Annotated in this window: 17 protein-coding genes; 1 reads left to right on the top strand and 16 read right to left on the bottom strand. The window is 65.0% G+C overall.

Going from position 1 to position 18,755, the window contains the following annotated elements; all coding sequences use genetic code 11:
* Nucleotides 1-4 precede the first annotated feature (4 nt).
* From hflK to ndk, 11 genes are all read right to left on the bottom strand, one after another.
* Entirely contained in the window at nt 5-1,420 is a 1,416-nt protein-coding gene (hflK, locus tag ACFPTO_RS02605) for an FtsH protease activity modulator HflK (protein WP_377709256.1), read from the bottom strand.
* Nucleotides 1,421-1,585: 165 nt separating this feature from the next.
* On the bottom strand, nt 1,586-2,773 hold the full coding sequence (hflX, locus tag ACFPTO_RS02600) for a GTPase HflX (RefSeq protein WP_377709255.1): 1,188 nt from the start codon (nt 2,771-2,773) through the stop codon (nt 1,586-1,588).
* A 73-nt stretch (nt 2,774-2,846) separates the two neighbouring features.
* Nucleotides 2,847-3,083: an RNA chaperone Hfq gene (gene hfq / locus ACFPTO_RS02595; protein WP_028224456.1), complete on the bottom strand. Its 237-nt coding sequence runs from the start codon at nt 3,081-3,083 to the stop codon at nt 2,847-2,849.
* A gap of 151 nt (nt 3,084-3,234) precedes the next feature.
* Nucleotides 3,235-4,572 carry a ribosome biogenesis GTPase Der gene (der, locus tag ACFPTO_RS02590; protein ID WP_377709253.1) on the bottom strand — a complete coding sequence of 446 codons (1,338 nt, stop codon included), beginning with the start codon at nt 4,570-4,572 and terminating at the stop codon, nt 3,235-3,237.
* A gap of 337 nt (nt 4,573-4,909) precedes the next feature.
* Nucleotides 4,910-6,055 carry an outer membrane protein assembly factor BamB gene (bamB, locus tag ACFPTO_RS02585; RefSeq protein WP_377709251.1) on the bottom strand — a complete coding sequence of 382 codons (1,146 nt, stop codon included), beginning with the start codon at nt 6,053-6,055 and terminating at the stop codon, nt 4,910-4,912.
* A 56-nt stretch (nt 6,056-6,111) separates the two neighbouring features.
* Nucleotides 6,112-6,741, bottom strand: coding sequence for a tetratricopeptide repeat protein (locus ACFPTO_RS02580; RefSeq protein WP_377709250.1), 630 nt, complete (start codon nt 6,739-6,741; stop codon nt 6,112-6,114).
* A gap of 88 nt (nt 6,742-6,829) precedes the next feature.
* A complete protein-coding gene (gene hisS / locus ACFPTO_RS02575; RefSeq protein WP_377709249.1) occupies nt 6,830-8,167 on the bottom strand; it encodes a histidine--tRNA ligase in 1,338 nt (445 codons plus the stop codon).
* Between the two features lie 68 nt (nt 8,168-8,235).
* On the bottom strand, nt 8,236-9,543 hold the full coding sequence (ispG, locus tag ACFPTO_RS02570; protein WP_377709404.1) for a flavodoxin-dependent (E)-4-hydroxy-3-methylbut-2-enyl-diphosphate synthase: 1,308 nt from the start codon (nt 9,541-9,543) through the stop codon (nt 8,236-8,238).
* Between the two features lie 104 nt (nt 9,544-9,647).
* The gene (locus tag ACFPTO_RS02565; RefSeq protein ID WP_377709248.1) at nt 9,648-10,790 is read right to left on the bottom strand and encodes a helix-turn-helix domain-containing protein; all 1,143 of its coding nucleotides are present in this window, start codon (nt 10,788-10,790) and stop codon (nt 9,648-9,650) included.
* 198 nt (nt 10,791-10,988) lie between these two features.
* Nucleotides 10,989-12,143 carry a dual-specificity RNA methyltransferase RlmN gene (gene rlmN, locus ACFPTO_RS02560; protein ID WP_377709246.1) on the bottom strand — a complete coding sequence of 385 codons (1,155 nt, stop codon included), beginning with the start codon at nt 12,141-12,143 and terminating at the stop codon, nt 10,989-10,991.
* Between the two features lie 139 nt (nt 12,144-12,282).
* Nucleotides 12,283-12,708 (bottom strand): nucleoside-diphosphate kinase, encoded by a 426-nt coding sequence (gene ndk, locus ACFPTO_RS02555; protein ID WP_296654942.1) that lies wholly within the window; start codon nt 12,706-12,708, stop codon nt 12,283-12,285.
* 382 nt (nt 12,709-13,090) lie between these two features.
* Between ndk and ACFPTO_RS02550 the strand changes: the two genes are divergently transcribed.
* The gene (locus tag ACFPTO_RS02550) at nt 13,091-13,789 is read left to right on the top strand and encodes a Bax inhibitor-1/YccA family protein (protein WP_377709245.1); all 699 of its coding nucleotides are present in this window, start codon (nt 13,091-13,093) and stop codon (nt 13,787-13,789) included.
* 132 nt (nt 13,790-13,921) lie between these two features.
* Here the strand turns inward: ACFPTO_RS02550 and ACFPTO_RS02545 are convergent, their stop codons facing one another.
* From ACFPTO_RS02545 to ACFPTO_RS02525, 5 genes are all read right to left on the bottom strand, one after another.
* Complete coding sequence (locus ACFPTO_RS02545; RefSeq protein ID WP_377709243.1) at nt 13,922-14,695, bottom strand: MBL fold metallo-hydrolase; 774 nt, start codon at nt 14,693-14,695, stop codon at nt 13,922-13,924.
* A 10-nt stretch (nt 14,696-14,705) separates the two neighbouring features.
* Nucleotides 14,706-15,848 carry an outer membrane protein assembly factor BamC gene (bamC, locus tag ACFPTO_RS02540; protein WP_377709242.1) on the bottom strand — a complete coding sequence of 381 codons (1,143 nt, stop codon included), beginning with the start codon at nt 15,846-15,848 and terminating at the stop codon, nt 14,706-14,708.
* A 107-nt stretch (nt 15,849-15,955) separates the two neighbouring features.
* The gene (gene dapA / locus ACFPTO_RS02535) at nt 15,956-16,861 is read right to left on the bottom strand and encodes a 4-hydroxy-tetrahydrodipicolinate synthase (RefSeq protein WP_377709240.1); all 906 of its coding nucleotides are present in this window, start codon (nt 16,859-16,861) and stop codon (nt 15,956-15,958) included.
* Nucleotides 16,862-16,904: 43 nt separating this feature from the next.
* Nucleotides 16,905-17,540: a class I SAM-dependent methyltransferase gene (locus ACFPTO_RS02530; protein WP_377709238.1), complete on the bottom strand. Its 636-nt coding sequence runs from the start codon at nt 17,538-17,540 to the stop codon at nt 16,905-16,907.
* 10 nt (nt 17,541-17,550) lie between these two features.
* Nucleotides 17,551-18,753, bottom strand: a complete 1,203-nt coding sequence (locus ACFPTO_RS02525; RefSeq protein ID WP_377709236.1) for a tryptophan--tRNA ligase — start codon at nt 18,751-18,753, stop codon at nt 17,551-17,553.
* Between the last annotated feature and the right edge of the window lie 2 nt (nt 18,754-18,755).

The raw sequence follows: 18,755 nt of genomic DNA, 5'->3' as shown, positions 1-18,755 counted from the left end.
TCCGTTACTGCACGTCGTCTTCGCGACCGCGACTGCGGAGCGCGTCACGCGACCGTAACGACTCGTTGCCGGGGGCACTCGCCGACGCTGCGGGCGAAGCCGCGGCGCCCGGCTGCGCGGCGCCGGACTGCTGCACGTCGCTCGCGGCGGGGGCCGATGCTCCGGGCGCGGCTGCTGCAGCGCCCGGCGCTCCGGCAACCCCGGCGGCGGTAGCGGCAGCCGCCGTGCGCTGGCGCGTCGCTTCGGCGATCTTGTCGAGCGGCAGATTGATCACGCTGTTGCCGGCCTTGCTGTCGACGAACACCTTCGTCGTATTCGAGTAGATATGCTGCATGGTCTCCAGATACATGCGCGTGCGAATCACGGCCGGCGCCTTCGAGTATTGCTCGTACACCTGCTTGAAGCGTTGGGCATCGCCCGTTGCCCGCGCGACGACACGTTCGCTATAGGCCTTGGCATCGTCGATCATGCGTGCGCCGTCAGCCTGCGCGTGCGGGAGCAACTGATCCGCATAAGCCTGTGCTTCGCGCTTCGCGCGCTCGCTCTCCTGGCGCGCGCGCGCGGCGTCGTCAAATGCAGCCTGCACCTGTTCGGGCGCCTGCACGCTCTGGATCGTCACGCCGGTCACGGCGAGGCCGGTCTTGTATTCGTCGAGCGCATGCTGGATCGCATCGGCAAGCTGCGCGCGGATCGGTTCGCGGTCCGCGTAGAGCAGATCGCTCGTGCTGCGCGCGCCCACGACCGTGCGCACCGCGTTCTGCGCGACCTGCGTGACGGTGAGATCGGGATCGATGCTGCGGAAAAGATAATCGGTGGGCTGCCTCACCTGGTACTGCACCGTGAAGCGCACGTCGAGAATGTCGCCGTCGTGCGTGAGCACCGCCGCATCTTTCACATTGGCCGGACGCACGAGGTTGCTGCGGCCGATCTCGACCGAGCGGATCTCGCCGACGTTCACGATTTCCTGCGTCTGGAACGGAAACGGCAAGCGCCAGTGCACGCCCTGCCCGACGGTCTGACGATACTGCCCGAACTGAAGCACGACGCCGGCCTGCCCGTCCTGGACGACAAACACGCCGCTGCCGAGATAGATCGCAATCAGCACGCCGAGCACGATGCCGACGCCGATGCGCGCCCCGTGTCCGTTGTCGGGGCGAGGACCGGGAGCGCCCGGGCCCTGGCCCTTGCGTCCGAAGAATGCCGTGAGGCGGCGGTTGAAGTCGCGCCACATTTCGTCGAGATCGGGCGGACCGTCGCCCTGATCGCCGCCCCTGTCGTCGTTGCGGCCGTTCTTGCCGGGCGGGCGGCGCGAATCGTCCGCGCGGTGACCATTGCCGTCACCACGGCCCCAGCGAGGGTCGTTCAACGTGAGAATGGCGCGCGCACGCTGCCAGCCAGTCCGCTTGTTGTAATCGTTCACCTGTGTTCGTTCACCAGAGTAGACAGCGGGTCAATGCGTGTGGCTTTCGCCTGCTTTTGCCAGGTATTGCGCGGTGGCCGCACGATTCAAACCTTTCGGTTCAAACCTTTCGGTTCGAGCCGTTCCGAACCAGCCTGATTGTGGCTCATTGTGGCTGATCGTAGCTCAGCGGCCGTGTTCCGGTTCCCTGCGAGGCTCATGCGGCAGCGCGTCCCCGTCGGCACCAAAGGCGCCAAACCGCTGCGAAGGCTGCGAAGCGTCGACAAGCGGCTCCGCAGTCGCAATTTCCGCGATGGCAGCGCGCAGCGTATCCAGCCCGACGCCTGTTCGCGCGCTCAAAAAGACGCGCGAAATATTACCATATTCGTCCCGCTCGACCGTCCCGCCGCGGGCCGCCAGTTCAGGCACGGCATCGATCTTGTTGAACACCAGCACCTGACGGATCGAATCCGCCCCGATATCGTGCAACACTCCGTTGACCTGATCGATCTGGTCAAGACGCACCGCGCTCGACGCATCGACCACGTGCAGCAGCAGATCGGCCTGAATGGTTTCCTCGAGCGTCGCACGAAACGCGGCAACCAGCTGGTGAGGCAGCTCGCGGATAAAACCAACGGTATCCGACAGCACGATCTGGCCGACCTCGCCGCCGAGCCACAGGCGCCGCGAGGTCGTATCGAGGGTTGCGAACAACTGGTCGGCGGCATACGCCTGCGCCTTGGTGAGCGCATTGAACAGCGTGGACTTGCCCGCATTCGTATAGCCGACGAGCGACACCGACATCGTCTGGTTGCGCTGACGCTGGCGGCGTTGCGTGCCGTGCTGGCGGCGCAGCTTCGCGAGGCGCCCCTGCAGCATCTTGATGCGCTCGCCGATGAGCCGGCGGTCGGTTTCGAGCTGGGTTTCGCCGGGGCCGCGCAAGCCGATACCGCCCTTCTGACGCTCAAGGTGGGTCCACGCGCGCACGAGCCGAGTGGCAAGGTACTGGAGCTGCGCAAGCTCGACCTGCAGCTTGCCTTCGTGACTGCGGGCGCGCTGCGCAAAAATATCGAGGATCAGGCTCGTGCGATCGACCACGCGGCGGTCGAGTGCGCGCTCCAGGTTGCGTTGCTGGGCGGGCGACAGCGCGTGATTGAAGATGACGATTTCGACGTCGTTCGCCTCGCAGGCGAGACGCAGTTCATCGGCTTTGCCGCTGCCGATGAACATGGCGGCGTCGGGGCTCGAGCGTCGGCCGGTGAGCGTAACGGCTGGACGGGCGCCCGCACTTTGTGCGAGCAGGCTGAGTTCTTCGAGGCCGGCTTCGAAATCGGTCTTGCCAAAGTCGATGCCGACGAGTGCGGCGTTGGTCAAATTAGCGGGTATCAAAATGGAAACGGCCGGTCCGGCTCGCCTTCATGGCGCCCCGGACCGGCCGTGTCGTGGGTCAGGACGTTTCCGAATCCGGGTGGAAATTCACCGGACGGGCGGGGACGACCGTGGAAATGGCGTGCTTGTACACCATCTGCGTAACCGTATTACGGAGCAACACGACGTACTGGTCGAACGATTCAATGTTCCCTTGAAGCTTGATGCCGTTGACCAGGTAGATCGAAACAGGCACGTGCTCCTTGCGCAGCGCGTTCAAAAACGGGTCTTGTAACAGTTGCCCTTTGTTGCTCATAGCGAACTCCGTATTTTTTTGCAGGTTTAACTTGGGACGACGCCGATGAAAAAGGGATCCGGCGCCAATCGCTACACTATAGCTGATTCTCGTTCACCCGCGCGGAACACACCCGTCCGGCCAGGACGGTGTGCGCGCCAGCGAACGCAGCCTAGTTTTTCTCGGTGTAGGGGTTCGTCGAGGAACGAAACTCTATGCGCAATGGAGTCCCGGTCAGCGAGAAAGTTTCCCGGAAGCGATTTTCCAGATAGCGCTTGTAGGTCTCCGTGACCGCATCGAGCGCATTGCCGTGGATCACGATAATCGGCGGGTTCTGTCCCCCCTGGTGCGCGTAGCGCAGCTTCGGACGTACCGGGCCGCGGCGGCGCGGCTGCTGGAACTCCACGGCCTCGATCAGCGCGCGCGTGAGGCGCGGCGTGGGCAACTTGGCCATCGCGGCGGCGTAGGCCGCGTCCACCGAACGCATCAGCGCGCCGACACCGAAATTCTCCGTTGCCGAAATGAAGTGAAACTTGGCGAAGTCGAGGAACTTCAGCTTGCGCTCCAGATGGTGCTTGACGCGATCGCGGGCGTGATCGTCGAGACCGTCCCACTTGTTCACGCCCACCACGAGCGCGCGGCCCTGCTCCACCACGAACCCGGCGATGTGCGCGTCCTGGTCGGAGATTTCCTGCTGCGCGTCGAGCATCATGACCACGACGTTCGCATCCGAAATCGACTGCAGGGTCTTCACGACGGAGAACTTCTCGATCGCCTCGAACACCTTGCCGCGGCGGCGCAAGCCCGCTGTGTCGATGAGCGTGTATTTCTTGCCCCCGCGCTCGAAGTCGATGTAGATCGAGTCGCGCGTGGTGCCCGGCATGTCGAACGCAATCACGCGGTCTTCGCCGAGCAGCGTGTTCACGAGCGTCGACTTGCCGACGTTCGGACGCCCGACGATTGCGATCTTCACGCCATGCTTTTCGGCGTCCTCTTCACTTTCTTCCGGCTGATCGGCGTAGGCGTCGTCGAGCGCCTCGTTGATCATCTCGGTCACGCCGTCGCCGTGCGCGGCGGAAATCGCACGCGGGTCGCCTAGTCCGAGCTCGTAGAAGTCGGCGGCCACGGCACTGTATTTCATGCCTTCGGCCTTGTTGACGACGAGGTAGATCGGCCGGCCGGTCTTGCGCAGATAGTCGGCGATGTGCTTGTCCTGCGGCGCGAGCCCGTTGCGGCCGTCGCAGATGAACACGACGATGTCCGCCTCTTCCACCGCCTGACGCGTCTGGCGCGCCATCTCGTGCAGGATGCCGTCTTTCGCGACGGGCTCGAAGCCGCCGGTATCGACCACGAGGTACGGGCGATCGCCCACGCGCCCCTCGCCATAGTGACGGTCGCGCGTGAGGCCGGGCAGGTCGGCCACCAGCGCGTCGCGCGAACGCGTGAGCCGGTTGAACAGCGTGGATTTCCCCACATTGGGGCGCCCGACAAGGGCGATTACGGGTTTCATCTGATGTTTTCTACGGTAAGGCGCGGCAACGCTCTGCGCTTGCAGGGCTGCATCACTTGCAAATTATCACGAAAATCGCCCGATGCCGGGGCGAGGCGTGCGACCGGTATTTCGCACCAGTCCGGCCGGTGCCGGACAGACGGGCGAGAGACGGGCGAAAAACGGGCGGACCGCAGCCGGGAAGCCCGCGCCCTCTTTCAACGCATCAGTTCAAAAATGCGTACGGCCGGCATAAGCCGGCCTGGATCAGGCGACGTACGGTCTGGCCGACCCGCCGCCTTCGAAGCATGATCCTGGCGCCGCCTGGCCACGCGGGCCGGGCAGCGCAGGATACCGCTTACTGCGGACGCAGACCGAACAGGTTGCCGTTCTTCGTCTGGACGACGAGCGTGTTGCCGACCAGGACCGGTGCCGCGGTAATCGGGCTGCCGTCGGTTTTCACGCGCGCCACGAAGCTGCCGTCGTCCATCGACAGGAAGTGGACATAACCCTTGAAGTCGCCGAGCACGACTGCGTGGCCGAGCACGGCCGGCACGCTGAGACCGCGGTCCTTGAGCTTGTTCGTGACCCAGGTCTGCGTACCCGTCGAAACGTTGTACGCATGCACGATCGACGCATCGTCCGCGCCGACCACGGTGTTCTCGTCCTGGGCTATGCCGCTCACGCTCGAGAACGGCTTTTGCCAGATTACGCGGCCCGAATTCGCATCGAAGCAGGCGAGCTGCCCCTGGAACGTGACCGCGCACGTCATGGCGCCAACCAGCGTCGGCGGGCCGCTCACGTCGTTGATGCGCTCGACTTCCGTCACACCCTTCGGATAGGACACCGGCGTTTCCCAGAACGCGTCGCCCGTCGTGAGGTTGAGCGCGGCGAACCCGCCGCCCGGGAAGCCCGCGAGCACAGCCTGGTCGCCCGCGAACGTCATGCCGGCCGACACGCGCAGATTGAGCGGAACCGCACGGTTGCGGTAGGTCCACTTCTGCTCGCCCGTCTGCGCATTGAAGCCGACGATCTGACCGTCGATCGTGCGCACGACCACGAGGCCGTTGCCGACGAGCGGCGGCGAGATGATTTCGCCGGGCGCGGTGGCTTTCCACGAAAGCTTGCCGTTCGCGTCGAGCACGTAGACCTGGCCCTTCAGGCCGCCGACAGCGGTCAGATTGCCGTCGCTGCCGACGCCCGCCGAAATGTCGTCCTTGAGCTTCGTGCTCCAGATTTCCTTGCCGGTCTGCGCGTCGATCTTCGCGACCGAGCCGTTCTCGCCCGCCGCAAACACGGCATCGCCGACGGCGACCGGCGAGAACAGATAACGGCCGGCCTTGCCGACGCCCGCTTTCCATACCTGCTGGACGTTGAGCACCGGCTTGAACTGGGTGAGCGGCGTCGGCACGTGGCTCGCGTCCTTGCCCGACGAGCAGGCCGTCAGCGCCAGGACCGTCATTGCACAGGCGGCGGGCACAACGTATCGTTTCAGCAGATTCATCGGTGAACGAAGCATCAATGTAGTTGGTTTATGGAGAATGGCTGAGAGCGCGCGGATTAGCCGCCGAGCGCGTCCAGCTTGAACTGGACCAGCTGGCGCTCGGACGCATCGCTTTTCGGCAAGCTGTCGAGCGCGAGCTTGTAGGCGGCGCGCGCATCGTCGTGCTTGCCGGCGGCGGCAAGCAGGTCGCCGCGGCCATCGGCGACGAGGCCCTTGAACGGACCCGAATCCGGCTGGGGAATCAGCGCGAGGCCCTGATCGTAGGCCTTTTCGTCGAGCAGCAGCGACGCGAGACGCAGCTTCGCGATCTGGCGGAATTCATCGTCCTTCGCGTGGTCGGCGGCCCACTGCAGCTGCGCTTTCGCGCCGGCCGTGTCGCCCGCCACATACAGCGACTTCGCCACCGTCAGCGCCGTCATCTGCGCGTATGCGGTGCCGCCAAAGCGGTCTTCCATGTCGGATGCAACGCGCGTGAGCACGGCCTTGTCACCACCCGTCGCCGCCTGCTGCACCTGGTCGTACAGCACGGCGGCCTCGGCCGCATGGCGGCGCTGCCAGTAATTCCAGCCGTTCCACGCAGCGAGCGCGAGCAGAACGATCAGCACGATCCACGTGGTGGAGTTGCCCCACTGCGCCCACCATGCCTTGAAGCTCTCGATCGATTCCTGTTCGTCGTGATAACTCATCGCGTCGCGATTCCTCGTTTTTTAGCCATCCTGGCGCATCCGTTTCGTCTATCGGGTACGCCGTGCGGGTTGTTCAAGCCGGCCGCGATCAGTCGTCGCCATCTTCGGCGGATGCAACCATCGCATTGATTAGATATTCGGTCAAGTCTTCAAGCGCGACGGTTTGCTGCTCGTTGCGCGCGTCGGCAGCGGTCCCGCGCAACGGCTTCACGCCCACCACGCCGTTCGCCACCTCGTCCTCGCCGAGCACGACGGCGAACGCGGCGCCGCTCGCGTCCGCGCGCTTCATCTGCGACTTGAAGCTCGCAGCCTGGCCGTCGGCGCTGCAGTGCAGGATCACGTCGAGACCGGTGTCGCGCAGACGCTCCGCCACGATGAAGGCCTGCTCGCGCGCCGCGTCGCCCTGGTGGACAACGTAGACATCGCAACCTTCTGCCTCCGGCACGAGGTCGTCTTCCTTGAGCAGTTCGAGGATGCGCTCGACACCCATCGCCCAGCCGCACGCCGCCGTCGGCTTGCCGCCCAGCTGCTCGATCAGCGGATCGTAGCGGCCGCCTGCGGCAACCGTGCCCTGTGCGCCGAGCTTGTCGGTGACCCACTCGAACACGGTCAGATTGTAGTAATCGAGACCGCGCACGAGACGCGGGTTGACCGTGAACGGAATGTTGTTCGCCTTGAGGATGCGCTGGAGTCCTTCGAAGTGCGCGAGCGACTGCTCGCCGAGGAAATCGATCAGCTTCGGCGCGTTGTTCGCCACTTCCTGCAGCGCCGGGTTCTTCGTGTCGAGCACGCGCAGCGGGTTGGTGTACAGGCGGCGCTTGCCGTCCTCGTCGAGCAGCTCGACGTGCTGCTCCAGATACTTGATCAGCTCGACGCGATGCGCGGCCCGCTCTTCGGCCAGACCCAGCGAATTGAGTTCGAGCTTGATGCCGGTGAGGCCGAGGTCGTCCCACAGGCGCTGGCACATCAGGATGATTTCGGCGTCGGCATCCGGGCCCGCGAAGCCGAGCGCCTCGACGCCGACCTGGTGGAACTGGCGATAGCGCCCGCGCTGCGGACGCTCATGGCGAAACATCGGGCCGATGTACCACAGGCGCTTCGGGCCGTCGTAGAGCATGTTGTGCTCGATCGACGCGCGCACCACCGCAGCCGTGTTCTCCGGGCGCAGCGTGAGATTTTCGCCGTTCAGCGCGTCGGTGAAGCTGTACATCTCCTTTTCGACGATGTCCGTCACTTCGCCGATGCCGCGCGTAAAGAGTTGCGTGTGTTCGAGAATCGGCGTGCGGATGTTCTGGTATCCGTACGAACGGAGCATCGACTTCACGGTTGCTTCGAAGAATTCCCACAGCCCCGCTTCCTGCGGCAGGATGTCGTTCATGCCCTTCACGCCGGCGAGCTTTTCGGGCTTACTTTTCTGTTCAGTCATCTGATTGCGATTGACGATGTTCGGTTGTGCGTCGCGTCGATGCAGTGCTGCGTGCACGCATCCGTGCTTTAAGCCGTGGCTTCGGAGTTGCCGTACTTGCGCACGACGTAGTCGCTGACAATCTTCTGGAACTCTTCGGCAATGTGTTCGCCGCGCAGCGTCTTGACCTTCTCGCCGTCGATGAACACCGGCGCCGCCGGGTTCTCGCCCGAGCCGGGCAGGCTGATGCCGATGTTCGCGTGCTTCGACTCGCCCGGACCGTTCACGATGCAGCCCATCACGGCGACGTTCATCGTCTCGACGCCCGGATATTCGCCGCGCCATATCGGCATCTGCGCGCGCAGGTAGTTCTGGATCTGCGACGCGAGTTCCTGGAAGAGCGTGCTGGTCGTGCGGCCGCAACCCGGGCAGGCGATGACCATCGGCATGAACGAGCGCAGGCCCATGGTCTGCAGGATTTCCTGGCCGACGATCACTTCGCCCGTGCGCGATGCGCCCGGCTCCGGCGTCAGCGAAATACGGATCGTGTCGCCGATGCCTTGCTGCAGCAGCACCGAAAGCGCAGCCGTCGAAGCGACGATGCCCTTCGAGCCCATGCCCGCCTCGGTCAGGCCGAGGTGCAGCGCGAACTCGCAACGCTTCGAGAGTTGCTGGTACACGGCGATCAGATCCTGCACGCCGCTGACCTTGCACGACAGGATGATCTTGTCGCGGCCGAGGCCCAGTTCGACCGCGCGCTCCGCGGAGCCGATCGCCGACTGGATCAGCGCTTCGTACATCACGCTTTGCGCTTCCCACGGCTCGCTGCGCGCGCCGTTCTCGTCCATCATCCTCGCGAGCAGATCCTGGTCGAGACTGCCCCAGTTCACGCCGATGCGCACCGGCTTGTCGTACTTGATGGCCGCTTCGATCATCTGCGCGAACTGCGTATCGCGCTTGGCGCCCTGGCCGACATTGCCCGGATTGATCCGGTACTTCGAGAGCGACTCGGCGCAGCCCGGATAGTCGCGCAGCAGCAGATGGCCGTTGTAGTGGAAGTCGCCGATGAGCGGCACCGACACGCCCATGCGGTCGAGCTGCTCGCGGATCGCCGGGACGGCGGCGGCCGCTTCCGGCGTGTTCACGGTGATGCGCACCAGCTCGGAACCAGCCTGGGCGAGTTCCTTGATCTGGATGGCGGTGCCGATCGCGTCGGCGGTATCGGTGTTCGTCATCGACTGCACGCGCACGGGCGCGTCGCCGCCGATCGTCACGAGATTGCCACCCCAGCGCACGTGAACACCATGCGACTTGCGGCGCGGCGCGTGGCCGCCGAGGATCGGCTCGTTCGAACAGATCTGGCTGATGCTGGACGGGGATTGCTGTTCGGTTTGCATCGGGAAACCCATTTACACCTCACGCGCGCCGCGGATGCAGCCACGCGCGAATTGAAAAAGCGCCGCCGCCGGTATCTCCGGCCGCGACGCATGCCATATCTCTATCAGGGCAGCACGAAACGCGCGACATTCCCGCGCGCCGACGCGTACTTCGACGCGTCGATCGGCTGGCCGTCGATCGTCATCGACTCGATGCCGGCCTTGTTGCCCACCGTAATCTTCAACGGTCCGGTGCCCGTGATCTCACGTGCATCGCTGCCGTGGATCAGGCCGGAGAATACCTCCTTGCCGTCCTTCTGGCGCACGCTGACCCAGGTGTCCTGCGTCACGCGGATCGCGAACGTCGAGGTGTCCGCGCCCGAGGCTTGCGTCGTTGCTGCGGACGTCGATGCAGCAGCCGGTGCGCTCGCTGACGGTGCGTGCGCCGCAGGCGCCGCGCTCGCCGAAGCTGCATTCGTCGGAGCCGCCTTGGCCGGTGCTGCGTTCGCAGGTGCCACACTCGCCGGAGCCACATTCGCCGAAGCGGCCGAAGCTGCAGGAACCGCCTGCGGCGCGCTGCCCGCCGCAGCAGGCGCGGCGCTGGCCGGAGCGGCGTCGCTCGCCTGGGCATCCGCCGGAGCCTGCGCCTGATCGCCCTGCACCGCCGATGCGCCAGTCGTCTGGCCTTCGGTCACCGTCGCGGCGTTGGGTTGCACGTGCGCGTCGTTCGCCATCGACTTCAGGCGCGCAAACCACGCCGACGATTCACCGCTGTTCGTATGCCACATGGCGATTGCGATCACCGCAACGATCACCGCCGCCACGCCCCACAGCCACGAGCCGCGGCGCGATGCGCCGCTGCCGCCGAGCGGGACCGAGACGCGCCCGCGCGGCAGTCCGCCGCCCGCCGAAGCCGGCATCGACAGATCCTGCTGCGGCACGCCGCGCTCGCGGCGCAGGGCCTGCGTGAACGAGGTGGGATCCGCGTCGAGCATCTTCGCATAGCTGCGCACGACGCCGAGCGCGAACGTCGTATCCGGCAACTGGCTCAAATCGCCTGCTTCGAGCGCGCGCAGCTTGCTGATCGACACCTTCAGCCGCGCCGACACATCCTCGACCGCCCATCCCTTTGCCTCGCGCAGCTGCGCAAAACGCGCACCCGCTGCGGCTATCGTGTCGGGCACGGCCTGCACCGGCGATGGCGCACTGCCAGGCGCCGGACGGTCTGCATTGGACTCTGTCCCGAAAGGGTGCTGCGGCTCGCTCATCCCTAAATCCTTGCGTCGATTCTTTTCATTCCTGGAATCTGCCGGGTGCTTCGTGCCCCACCCCGATTCGCAGACCGTTTATAACAAAATGCACGGCTTCTGTGCCGCTTCCGATCGCTTCTGCAACTGTCTTTCACTACTACCGATGCTGGCCTGTGCCCCCGGGCAACTGCGCAGGCCTCATCACAGCCGGCGCGCTCAATGCGGCACCGGCCTCACTTCAATGACCTTGCGCGCGCTGCGCTCGGCAAGGCGCGTGCGGTCCTTCACTTCGCCTGCAAGCTGCCCGCAGGCCGCATCGATGTCGTCGCCGCGCGTCTTGCGCACGGTCGTGACGACACCCGCATCCATCAGGATCTGCGCGAAGCGCTTGATCTGCTCCGATTTCGAGCGCAGCAGGCCCGATTCGGGAAACGGATTGAACGGGATCAGATTGAGTTTGCACGGCACGTCACGCGTCAGCGCGAGCAATTCGCGCGCGTGCTGTTCCGTGTCGTTGACGCCGTCGAGCATGCAGTACTCGAACGTGATGAAGTCGCGCGGCGCGACTTTCAGATACCGCTGGCACGCGGCCATCAGGTCGCGCAGCGGATGCTTGCGGTTGAGCGGCACGAGTTCGTCGCGCAGCGCGTCGTTGGGCGCGTGCAGCGAAACGGCGAGCGCTACCGGCAACTCCGCGCCGAGGCGGTCCATCATCGGCACGACGCCCGAAGTCGACAGCGTGACGCGGCGGCGCGACAAGCCGTAGGCGTTGTCGTCGAGCATCAGCCGCATCGCGGGCACGACGGCTTCGTAGTTCAGGAGCGGCTCGCCCATGCCCATCATCACGACGTTCGTGATGACGCGCTCGCCCTTGCCTTCACCGCCGGTCGCCTTGCCGCCCGCCTCGCCAAGAAGCGAGGCGCGCAGCGCGAACTCCGCCATGCGAAGCTGGCCGATGATTTCGGCGGTGGTGAGATTGCGTGAGAAACCTTGCTTGCCGGTTGAGCAGAACCGGCAGTTGACCGCGCATCCCGCCTGCGAGGACACGCACAGCGTGCCGCGCGTTTCTTCGGGGATGAACACGGTTTCGACGGCGTTGCCGTTGCCCATGTCGACGAGCCACTTGCGCGTGCCGTCGGCGGAGACGTGATCGCTGATGATTTCGGGCATGCCGATGACGGCACGGCCTTTGAGCTTTTCGCGCAGCGATTTCGCCAGATCCGTCATGCCGTCGAAGTCGGCGGCGTTGTACTGATGGATCCAGCGTTGCAGCTGTTTGGCGCGAAACGGCTTCTCGCCGAGGCTCTCGCAGTACGCGACGAGGCCTTGGGCGTCGAGATCGAGAAGGTTGACGGTGGAACTGCTCGTCATGGTCAATCCTGCCATTTCAGTGCGAACCGAGTGAACCCGCGGGCTCACCGGCCGGCCATGCGGCTCGCCTTGCGAGCCTTCTGACGGACGGTGAACACCATTGCCGTTCGCGCAACCTGATGCTGCTTCGTCGGCTCGCTTAGCGCGAGTAGACGTTGACCTGCGGGAAGAAGAACGCGACTTCGACAGCAGCCGTTTCAGCGGCGTCCGAGCCGTGCACGGCGTTGGCGTCGATGCTGTCGGCGAAGTCGGCGCGGATCGTGCCCTTTTCCGCCTTCTTCGGGTCCGTAGCGCCCATCAGTTCGCGGTTCTTCAGGATGGCGTTCTCGCCTTCCAGCGCCTGCACCATCACCGGACCCGAGATCATGAATTCGACGAGGTCCTTGAAGAACGGACGCTCTGCGTGAACAGCATAGAACTTCTCAGCGTCGGCGCGCGAGAGGTGGACCATGCGGGCGGCAATGATCTTCAGGCCAGCGTTTTCGAAGCGGCTGTAGATCTGGCCGATCACGTTCTTTGCCACTGCGTCCGGCTTGATAATCGACAGGGTGCGTTCGATCGCCATAAAAACTCCAGAAAATTAATAAGTTACAGGTCCAAACGAATCGGCAATTGTAGCATGTTCCCATGTATGATTGCGATTGGACCCCGTTAGCGGGCTGCGAAGTCCGGTCACAGGGGCGAGCAAGTTGCCGGAAAAAGGGCAAGAATGGGCGAAAACCGGTGACAAGCCAGTGAAAAGCCGGTGAAAAGCGCCCTGACAGGCCCCCAAACAGGCGCCCACGCCCGCCGCCCGTGACGCAGCGGCCCGTGTACGCGGGCCCGCAAAGAAGTGCGCCGACCCGTTGAAACTCCTGGGCTGCGCGCATATCTTACGAGGGAGCGGATCGCAGGATCCGCCCCTGGCGCCTCCCTCAAAACCGGCGCCTCTCACGCAAGGAGAAAGCATGAACCAGTATCCCTATAACTTCGGCCGCGGCGGTTCCGTCATCTCGGCCGAGGCCCGCAACCGCGTACTGCGCAACACCTACTGGCTGCTCGCGCTGTCGATGGTGCCAACGGTGCTCGGCGCGTGGGTGGGCGTCGTCACCGGTTTCACGCTGTTTTCGGCCACGAGCCCGGCCATGAGCCTGCTTGCGTTCTTCGCGATCGCTTTCGGCTTCATGTTCGCGATCGAGCGCACCAAGGACAGCGCCCTCGGCGTATTCGTGCTGCTCGGCTTCACGTTCTTCATGGGCCTGATGCTCTCGCGGCTTCTGACGGTCATCCTGCACTTTTCGAACGGGCCGTCGCTCATCATGCTCGCCTTCGGCGGCACCGGCATCATTTTCGCCGCCATGGCCACCGTCGCCACGGTCAGCAAGCGCGACTTCGCGGGCCTCGGCCGTTGGCTGTTCATGGGCGTGATCGTGCTGCTGCTCGCCGGCTTCGCGAATATCTTCCTGCAATTGCCCGCGCTGATGCTCACCTTCTCGGTGATGGCCATCGTCATTTTCTCGGCCTACATGCTGGTCGACGTGCAACGCGTGGTGAACGGCGGCGAGACCAACTACATCACGGCCACGCTCGCGATCTATCTGGATCTCTATAACGTCTTCACGAACCTGCTCGCGCTGCTCGGCATCTTCGGCGGCAATCGTAACTGAGCGCAACCAGGCGCAACCCCGCTCGCGGGCCTCTCGGCCCCCAGCAGTTCGCGAAAAAAAAACCATGACACGGTGTCATGGGTTTTTTTGTGCCTGATCGTTCCGCGAAGTTCGGCGGCGAAGTTCGGCGACTCACAGCGCCACCCAGTCGAACCCCTCGTCCTGCGACGCCACGCCTATTTCTGTCACCGAGTTGCCCAGTACACCGTCCATCGCCGCACGCGCCAGTTCGGGCGTGTTGTTTTGCTGACTCAGGTGCGCGGCAACAAGATAGCGCAACTTCGAGCGGTCGAGTCCAGCCAGAATCCCGGCCGCCGCCTCGTTGTTCAGGTGCCCGTGCGAGCCGCCAATGCGCGCCTTCAGCGACGGCGGATAGCGGCTCGCCGCGAGCAGCGCGACATCGTGGTTGCATTCGAGGACGAGCGCGTCGCAGCCTCCGAGCACCGCGCCGATATGCGGCGTCGATTCGCCGACGTCGGTCAGCACGCCGAGCCGGCTCGCCCCGTCGTTGAAGACAAACTGCAGCGGCTCGCGCGCATCGTGCGGAACCGTATAAGGCAGGACGCCCATGGCACCGATTTCGACCGCTTCGTCGCTCCACAGGACGTGCAGTTCGACGCCCGCGGTATCCGCGCCAACGGCCTGCGCCGTGCCCCAGCTCGTGTAGAGCGGAATCGACCAGCGGCGCGCGAACGTGAGCGCGCTGCCGATATGGTCGCTGTGTTCGTGGGTGATGAGGATGGCGTGGAGCGTGTCGGCGGCGAGACCCGCTCGCACGAGCCGCCGCTCGACTTCCTTCGCCGAGAAACCGCAGTCGAGCAGCACGCGCGTGGGGCGCGCGCCGCCGCCTGCTTCCACGACCAGCGCGTTGCCCTCGCTCCCGCTGCCGAGGCTTGCAAAGCGCACGGCGGCTGCGTCAGTTGAGCTGGGCGTGCAGCGCCGTCACGATGCGCTGCGCTTGCGTCGACGTGTCCACCTGACCGTGCTGGTCGAGCACGGCGATCTGCGTTTGCACATCGCTCTTGGCGCGAACGGCGATGAGGAACTCGGGCTCCTGATTCTTCGCCGCCGACTTCGGGCTGTAGAACAGCTTGCCGAGCAGGCCGTCACCCTTCAGTTCCTGCATCGAATCGGCGTAGCGGACGTAGTAGATGCCCTTCGCGCGGTCGCGGTTGTCGACCGTGAAATTGGTGCGGTCGAGCGCGAGGCCGACGCGCAGCCACGCGCGGTCGAACGACTCGGGCAGATCGAGCGTGGCGCCGCCTGCGGCGTTGTCGATCTTCGCGACGACCGTCGACGTACGTGCGTCCGTCAGCAATTGCTTCGATTGTGCGTCGGTCAGGCCGAACTTCTGCATCAGCTTCGAGAGGAACAGCGCTTCGAGAGCGGGATCGCGCGGACGCTCGACCCACTTCGACCCCGTCTTCTCCTGACCCGTCAGCATTTCTTCCATCGCGGAATGCGTGATGGAGATGTCGGTCTGGCCGTCGGCGCCGCGCGTCACGAGCGTACGGAAGCGGTCGCGCGTGCCCGACGAATACGCGAAGTCGATCACGCGGCCGATCGTGCGGCGGAACCAGTCGTCCGGAATGTTCGCGCGGTTTTCCGCCCAGCCGGTCGTCATGATGCCGGTGGCCGACGAGTCGGTCGCCAGCGCGAAGCCGTTTTCCTGCCAGAAGGTCTGCAGGATCGGCCAGACGTCGTCCGGCGTGCGGCCGTCGATCACAAGCCAGCGGCGGTCGCCGTCGCGCTCGATGTGCATGCCGAGCGGATCCTGCGCGGTCGGCGTGCCGAGCGTGGCGTTGCCCGCGCTCGTCACCGTGCCCTTCGGCGCATTGCCGAGCGCCATCTGCGGCGGCGGTGCGATGTACTTCTGGTCGGTCGGCGCCGACGACAGATCCTGCGGCACGGTGAGCGGCGGCGCGCTCGGCGTGTCCTTGTAGTTGACGCGATCCGTTGCGAGCACGTCGTTCAGCGACTCGCAGCCTGCGAGCGAACCAATGGCCAGCGCCAGCACCGCCATCCGGGTGGCGTGAAGGGAGAGAGCGGAACGTTTCATGGAGACCTTCGTGATACTGGTGCGCAAAGCCGGGATCTGTCGTGGATACGGGCGGTGGCGGCGTCGGTTGATAATCGTGCTCTTGATCGGGCTTGCTTACCGGCGAATCAGCCGATCAGGCCCGCTTCGCGCAACGCCGTACGCACCACGTCGTGGTAGCGGGCGTCGAGCGGCGTAAGCGGCAGGCGAATGCCGCCTTCGATGCGGCCGAGCTCCTGCAGCGCCCACTTCACCGGAATCGGGTTCGATTCGATGAACAGGTTCTTGTGCAGCGACAAAAGCTTCATGTGGATCGCACGCGCGGTCTTCACGTCGCCTTCGAGCGCCGCCTTGCACAGATCGCTCATCTGGCGCGGCGCGACGTTCGCGGTCACCGAAATATTGCCGTGGCCGCCGAGCAGCATCAGCGCGATCGCCGTGGGATCGTCGCCGCTGAAAATGCTGAAACCCTCGGGCGCGTGCTTGATGAGGTGCGCGGCGCGGTCGATGTTGCCCGTCGCTTCCTTCACGCCCACGATGCCCGGCACCTGTGCGAGGCGCAGGATCGTCTCGTTCGCCATGTCGGCGACGGTGCGGCCCGGCACGTTGTACAGCACGACCGGCAGATCGACCGTTTCGGCGATCTTCGAGAAGTGGCGGTACATGCCTTCCTGGGTCGGCTTGTTGTAATACGGCACGACCTGGAGCGAAGCCTGCGCGCCAACGGCCTTGGCCTGGCTCGTCAACTCGATCGCTTCGGCGGTGGAATTGCCGCCCGAGCCCGCGATGATCGGCATGCGGCCAGCGGCGTACTCAACGGCCGTCTTGACCATCAGGATGTGCTCTTCGACGTCGAGCGTGGCGGACTCGCCGCTCGTGCCGACGACGACGAGGGCATCCGTCCCCTCTTCGACATGCCAGTCGATCAGTTTGCGGAACGCCGGCAGGTCGAGACTGCCGTCCTCGTGCATGGGGGTGACGATCGCGGGGATACTGCCGCGCAACGTGATGCCGTCCTGGGTGCCGTTAGCCATGAAACATCGAAAAATGAGTACGTTAAATTGCGATTGTAGCGGATTAGCCGGTCAGATCGTACCGTAGTGCGGGAAGTACCTGAGCCCCGCCTCTACTACCGGCTGTTACAGCCGGGTTCGTCACATGCGCCTCGCGCACCGCGCAGATCCGCTGGATGAACGCCTCGCGCGGCTCGGCGAGAAAACCGTCCTCGTACGCGATCACCCGCAGCGCGGGCGTGCACAGCGCCAGCAGTTCGCCCGGCGCGAGCAGAAAATCGGGATTCGACGGCTTGCCGACAGTCTCGTTGCCTTGCGCGAAAGTCTCGTAGATCAGCACGCCGCCCGGCGCCAGTGCGTCGATTAAACGCGGCATGAGCGGCCGGTGCAGATAGTGGGTCACGACCACCGCCGCAAATTGCCGCCCCGGCGCGAGCGGCCAGGGCGCGCCTTCGAGGTCGCATTCGAGCGTCTCGATTCCCGCCACGCCGGTCATCGTCGCCAATGCGGCTACGTTGCGATCGAGCGCCAATACCGGGTGGCCGCGTTGCGCGAAGAACCGGGCGTTGCGCCCCATTCCCGACGCCACCTCGAGCACCGCCTGCCCCGGCGCGACGAGATGCGCCCACTGGCGCACCCAGCGCGACGGTTCGGCAAGCGCGCCGTGCGGCGCGCTAGCGGCGGATGCGGGCGTCGTCACGCGAGCGCCATCAGTTGTACGAGAGGCCCATCGCCTCGCGCACGTCGCGCATGGCCTCGTTCGCGAACTTGCGCGCCTTGTCGCAGCCATCGGCGACGATTGCACGCAGGAGCGACGGGTCATCCATGTACTTCTGCGCGCGCTCCAGCATCGGCTGCTGCTCGCGCAGGATGCCGTCGATCACGGGCTGCTTGCATTCGAGGCAGCCAATCCCCGCCGAACGGCAACCCTTTTGCACCCAGTCGTGCGTCGCGTCGTCCGTGTAGACCTGGTGCAGCTGCCACACCGGGCACTTGTCCGGATCGCCCGGATCGGTGCGGCGCACGCGCGCCGGGTCGGTCGGCATGGTGCGGACTTTCTTCGCGATCGACTCGGCGTCTTCGCGCAGGCCGATCGTGTTGCCGTACGACTTCGACATCTTCTGGCCGTCGAGGCCCGGCATGCGCGACGCTTCCGTGAGCAGCACCTGCGGCTCCGGCAGAATGATCTTGCGCGAGCCTTCGAGGTAGCCGAACAGGCGTTCGCGGTCGCTCATCGACAGGCTCTGCGACTCCGACAACATCGCGCGCGCCTGTTCGAGCGCCTCTTCATCGCCCTCCTGCTGATACGCGTTGCGCAGCTCGTGATAGAGCTTCGAGCGCTTGCCGCCGAGCTTCTTCGCGGCTTCGTTCGCCTTGTCCTCGAAGCCGGGCTCGCGGCCGTACATGTAATTGAAGCGGCGCGCCATTTCGCGTGCCATTTCGACGTGCGGCACCTGGTCCTCGCCCACCGGCACGAGCGACGCGCGGTACAGCAGGATGTCGGCGGCCATGAGCACCGGATAGCCGAGGAAGCCGTAGGTGCCGAGATCCTTGTCGCGCAGCTTCTCGATCTGCTCCTTGTAGGTCGGCACGCGTTCGAGCCAGGACAGCGGCGTGCTCATGCCGAGCAGCAGCGCCAGTTCGGCGTGCTCGGGCACGCGGCTCTGGATGAACAGCGTCGCCTGGTTCGGATCGATACCGGACGCCAGCCAGTCGATCAGCACGTCCCAGACGTTTTTCTCGATGACCTCGGGCGTTTCGTAGTGCGTCGTGAGCGCATGCCAGTCGACCACGCAGAAAAAGCACGGGTACTCGGACTGCAGCCGCACCCAGTTTTTCAGCACGCCGTGATAGTGGCCGAGGTGCAGCGACCCGGTGGGCCGCATGCCGGAGAAGATACGGTCAGGGAACATGA

Origin of the sequence: Paraburkholderia denitrificans, from assembly GCF_042655705.1 — a bacterium.
Classification (GTDB): Bacteria; Pseudomonadota; Gammaproteobacteria; order Burkholderiales; family Burkholderiaceae; genus Paraburkholderia; species Paraburkholderia denitrificans.
Note: the sequence above shows the minus strand (reverse complement) of the source record. Positions and strands in the feature narration are given on the sequence as shown.